Genomic DNA, 4,173 nt, shown 5'->3' with positions numbered 1-4,173 from the left:
TTAATCCCTATTTTTACTGTTTACTGATCACTGTTTACTGGTCACTGCTCACTTTTTTTCGACCCATCCAACTTTATCTTTAAAGGTGTAGGTTCTGGAAAAATTATAAGCCCCAATGATGCGGATTCCTCCTTCGCTGATACAGGCAATTTCTGGTTCAATGCGATCGCTATTCAAAGCCGGGGTGCGTGCCACTAATTCCGCGATCCTCAGTTGAGTTAAGTCGATTCGCAGGGCCATAATTACCGCTGCTCGATCGCCGCGGAATCCAGCATGGGCCACACCGCGTAAACCCCCCCAAACCAATATATCGCCATCAGCGACGATCGATCCGCCGGGGTTGACATCGCCCATGACTATAACTGTGCCCGGGTGACGGATTTCTACACCCGATCGCAGGGTAGTTTTTAAGTATAAAGGTTCAGCGAGGAGGGATGGTAGCGGTTGCTCGTCCCCGAAAACCGTCGGATTCGAGCGCATTTGTTCGACATTGTAACCCATGGTTGCCGCTGCTACTGCGGTTTGTCTTCTTTGGGTTTGGATGGTATGCAGGGGTAATTCGGCACTGTCTAAAATTGTGGCGATCGCTTGTAGTTGGCGCGTATCCATCAGGCGATCGTTGGCCTGTAGGTGTACTGGTGTTCTAGCGGGGCAGTTTTGGCCGCTATTACGGAGATAATATTTTAATCCTGTCAAGATATCTGTCCAATCCTGACTTGTCTCCCCGGCACCGGTTTTGGGCAAAATTAGCAGCAATTTATCGCCCTCACTTTTTAAGTGGATTTGGGCGTATCTCGACATTACCGAGGCTGATGGCTCAAGTTTTTCGGTTTCTGAGTCGATTTCTTGATTTATTTCGGTTTTAGTTTCATCCATAGCCATAATTTTTTACTTAAACAAGACAAAGCGCAAAATAGCGATCAGCAAACCGACGGAAGCGGTAATCAGTGAACCCCCTAAAATGGTTATCAATGCCCAAATTTGATTTTTTTGACTGCCCTCGACTATTTTGAGGCGATTATCCATCCCTTCGACTCTTTCGGTTAATTTTGCCTGTCCTATCTCTAGGGATTTAACATCTTGCTTGATTTCCTTAATATCAGCTTTAATTTCGCCAATATCAGCCTTAATTTCGACGATACTATTCTCGATCGCCGTGAAACGAGTCTCGATCGCTTTTTGTCCGTTGATAATTAAGTCTTCTAGCCTTTGCAAGTCCGTATCGGCAACAGTTTTCATAAAAATTAACCAGCTATCAGTATAGATGTTTCTTTAATTATGAACCTTGAGCAGCCGGCAGCAGTGGGAATTAGGAATTATGAATTAGGAATTGCGGCTGATGTGAGATAGAGAGGTTTGTAAAATCAAAGGGAGAGGTCACGATAAAGGTAATCACTCCAAAGCATGAGGCCTCCCATGAATAGGATAGATGCTCCCACCCTCTTGACTATTATTTATGTCCTGGTGGATGACTGGTATCAAGAACAGGGATATCGCTTGACTCCCATGCTGCCTGGACCTGAGCCTAGTTTCAGAGATAGTGAAATGTTGACCTTTTGGTTTATTCCCTCGTCCCTGCTCATACTGACGAACGCTCCCGCAGCAGAATCCGTATTGCAGTTCATTCAAGGCAACAATATCCTAGCCGACAAGGGGTTTATTGGTACTGATTGGCAGACTGAGATATCAAGAACCACAGGTAATCGAGTCTCTACAGCTAAGAGAGTCAATCAACATCAACAAACTTCTCCCGTCTTTGAGCGACTTCTTCAACATTTTCGAGAACGGATTGAGGGGGTTTTCAATGAGGTGCAGAATACAGGACGCAACTTGGAGCGATTGCTCAGAAAGAAAGTTGAGGGACTTTCTGTCCATCCTTTGAGCAGACTCCTGTTCAACCCTTTGGGCAACTCATATAAGGCGTGATTTTAAAAATTAACTTAATCATAAAGAAAAATTTAACTTTCTCTTTTATAGTAAATTGCAAAACACGATCGAGCGGAAAAATTAAGGGGAAAATTTTGATACTACTTATACTAAAAGCCATCCTGATCACCCTAGCGCTCTTGCTACTCGGTGATTTAATTTCTACGTTTCTCTACCATGTTCCAGAACACGTTTTCGGCAAGTTTCACGCTGCGGTACACCACGGCAAAAATCGGAACTTTTTTCATTACGCGTTGTTAAATCGAAATCCGCTAGTTTTACTCGATGGCTTTCTCGGCGCGCTCCCCTATAGTATATATGTATGGGGTAAGTTCAGTTAAAACGCGGTAGAGAAACTGGGCAACCTTGTATGTTATTAAATTATGTAATAACATGATATGTAGTAAACTTTGCCTAAAATCATGAGTAACAAACAATACAATCTAACCTGGGCTAGAATAGGCAATGCTTCAGGTTTCCGTCTGAGTGCCAGTTTTTTTAAGGATAATCCCCAGTTTAAGGAAGCTAAAGGTGCTGTTGAAGTTATCAGCCCTGATACCTTATTAGTCCGCTTACAGCCTCAATCTGTAGAACAGGAGGAAGATGAACTGATGATGAGTTTATTTTTAGATTTTCTGACCAAGCAAGCCCTATTAAATCCTGATGCTGAGTTAGAAGCTTATACGGAAGCGATGGCGGCGGTCGATGAAGAGTTGATGACAGGAGTAGAACTTGATAGTTAACGGTTGGCGAATCTACTTTATTAAAAGACTTTTTGGGCAACAACGCCGCGATTTACAAGTTGAGGTTCGTAAACTAAAAAACACCTTGCCAACAGAAGCATACCGTACTCATTCTACAGTCAAACTCTACAGGGCGATTATGGTCGCCATTAAAGAAAAAATCCCTCTCGACCCTTTTGCTTCCCATTTTGCTCTGACTGGGGCGCTCAAGCATTACGGAAGAGTCAAAAAGATGGGACTACCTGACCGTTATCGCTTATTCTTTCGGGCTATACAAACCGAGGAGTATAAAGCAATTTTTGTTTTATGGCTAGGCTGTCCTCGCAAACAAGGGGATAAAAATGATTGTTACAAAGTTTTCACAAAAATGGTTGAGCGAGGTGATTTTCCCAATTCTCTTGACGCTTTAATCCTTGATAGCCAAGAAGATTAGCTAGTGATAAGGTGGTTGAAAAAGCGATCGTAACCCACAGATACACTTTCAACTGCGCCTCCACAGAAAGATTGCGATCTAACATTAGCATGAGATCGATGATCGCACTAAGATGATATGATAGTAGTGCATTTTCCTAATTATTGATGATTAAGAGTTTTGCATCTAAGGAGACAGAGCAGTTATTCAAACGTAAATTTTCACGAAAATTACCTCAAGATATTCAACGAAATGCTCGGAGAAAGCTAGAAGTTTTAGACGCGGCCGAAACTTTACAGGATTTATACATTCCTCCATCTAATCGGTTGGAAAAACTCTCAGGAGATAGAAAAAATCAGCATAGTATCCGAATTAACGATCAGTGGCGGATCTGTTTTATTTGGAAAAATGGCAACGCCTACAATGTAGAAATAGTCGATTATCATTAATTGTTACTCAATAATCATGACTGAGAAAAAATTATTAGCCCCCATTCATCCTGGTGAGATTCTGTTAGAAGAATTTCTCAAACCGATGGAAATTAGCCAAGAACGTTTGGCAGAAGATCTTAATGTACCAATAGAGCAAATCAAGGAAATTATCGAAGAAAAGCGAGGAATTACTGCCGATATTGCCTTAAGGCTTTCTCGTTATTTTGGTATGTCTGAAAGGTTCTGGATGAATCTTCAAACAAGGTATGATATTGAAGTAGAAAAAGATAGGCTCAGAGAACGTTTAGAGAAGGAAGTAAAAGTCTATGCTGCTTCACAAGCACTGTAGCATAACCGAAAAAATAGGGGAAGAATAATAATTTTAACCCCCCGTAGGGTGGATTAGCGCAGCGTAATCCACCATTACATCAATTATTGAATAACCATAGATTAGGTGCGTTACACTTCGCGCTTCGCACTCTACAAGAGCGGCGATCGCACTACAAGATCGGCGATCACACTAAGTAGTTAGACGCGATTAAATAGAGCAGTAATCAATTCTTGAGCAAAGGGATAATCTTTAGCGTTCATTGTTTCCTTCTTATCTTCATTAAGTTAATCAATTAAGATTGGCATTGTTTACCTTACAAGATCAGCGGTC

At 41.8% G+C, this 4,173-nt stretch carries 7 protein-coding genes; 5 read left to right on the top strand and 2 right to left on the bottom strand.

The window, feature by feature from the left end; genetic code table 11:
* Positions 1–48: 48 nt before the first annotated feature.
* Together minC and PX636_RS02380 are read right to left on the bottom strand one after the other, a co-directional pair.
* Positions 49–876: a septum site-determining protein MinC gene (gene minC / locus PX636_RS02385; protein WP_288116119.1), complete on the bottom strand. Its 828-nt coding sequence runs from the start codon at positions 874–876 to the stop codon at positions 49–51.
* Between the two features lie 12 nt (positions 877–888).
* Positions 889–1,239 carry a hypothetical protein gene (locus PX636_RS02380; protein ID WP_103112913.1) on the bottom strand — a complete coding sequence of 117 codons (351 nt, stop codon included), beginning with the start codon at positions 1,237–1,239 and terminating at the stop codon, positions 889–891.
* Positions 1,240–1,416: 177 nt separating this feature from the next.
* Between PX636_RS02380 and PX636_RS02375 the strand changes: the two genes are divergently transcribed.
* The 5 genes from PX636_RS02375 to PX636_RS02355 all read left to right on the top strand — a co-directional run bounded on the left by PX636_RS02375 (position 1,417) and on the right by PX636_RS02355 (position 3,861).
* The gene (locus PX636_RS02375) at positions 1,417–1,926 is read left to right on the top strand and encodes a transposase (protein ID WP_288116118.1); all 510 of its coding nucleotides are present in this window, start codon (positions 1,417–1,419) and stop codon (positions 1,924–1,926) included.
* A 422-nt stretch (positions 1,927–2,348) separates the two neighbouring features.
* Positions 2,349–2,669: a hypothetical protein gene (locus PX636_RS02370; RefSeq protein ID WP_002793380.1), complete on the top strand. Its 321-nt coding sequence runs from the start codon at positions 2,349–2,351 to the stop codon at positions 2,667–2,669.
* The gene (locus PX636_RS02365) at positions 2,659–3,102 is read left to right on the top strand and encodes a type II toxin-antitoxin system YhaV family toxin (RefSeq protein ID WP_287767082.1); all 444 of its coding nucleotides are present in this window, start codon (positions 2,659–2,661) and stop codon (positions 3,100–3,102) included. The genes PX636_RS02370 and PX636_RS02365 overlap by 11 nt, the downstream gene beginning before the upstream one ends.
* A gap of 146 nt (positions 3,103–3,248) precedes the next feature.
* Entirely contained in the window at positions 3,249–3,530 is a 282-nt protein-coding gene (locus PX636_RS02360) for a type II toxin-antitoxin system RelE/ParE family toxin (RefSeq protein WP_052277943.1), read from the top strand.
* A 16-nt stretch (positions 3,531–3,546) separates the two neighbouring features.
* Positions 3,547–3,861, top strand: a complete 315-nt coding sequence (locus tag PX636_RS02355; protein ID WP_002733868.1) for a HigA family addiction module antitoxin — start codon at positions 3,547–3,549, stop codon at positions 3,859–3,861.
* Positions 3,862–4,173 lie beyond the last annotated feature (312 nt).

Source organism: Microcystis sp. M53598_WE2 (assembly GCF_030067735.1).
In the GTDB taxonomy this organism is placed as follows: Bacteria; Cyanobacteriota; Cyanobacteriia; order Cyanobacteriales; family Microcystaceae; genus Microcystis; species Microcystis aeruginosa.
The sequence above is the reverse complement of the archived record's forward strand: the minus strand, read 5'-3'. Positions and strand labels throughout refer to the sequence as shown.

Excerpts from the sequence above, each read along its gene's own strand:
- PX636_RS02360 (WP_052277943.1), top strand. The coding sequence starts at position 3,249 with ATGATTAAGAGTTTTGCATCTAAGGAGACAGAGCAGTTATTCAAACGT.
- PX636_RS02380 (WP_103112913.1), bottom strand. The coding sequence starts at position 1,239 with ATGAAAACTGTTGCCGATACGGACTTGCAAAGGCTAGAAGACTTAATT.
- PX636_RS02370 (WP_002793380.1), top strand. The coding sequence starts at position 2,349 with ATGAGTAACAAACAATACAATCTAACCTGGGCTAGAATAGGCAATGCT.
- minC (WP_288116119.1), bottom strand. The coding sequence starts at position 876 with ATGGATGAAACTAAAACCGAAATAAATCAAGAAATCGACTCAGAAACC.
- PX636_RS02355 (WP_002733868.1), top strand. The coding sequence starts at position 3,547 with ATGACTGAGAAAAAATTATTAGCCCCCATTCATCCTGGTGAGATTCTG.
- PX636_RS02375 (WP_288116118.1), top strand. The coding sequence starts at position 1,417 with ATGAATAGGATAGATGCTCCCACCCTCTTGACTATTATTTATGTCCTG.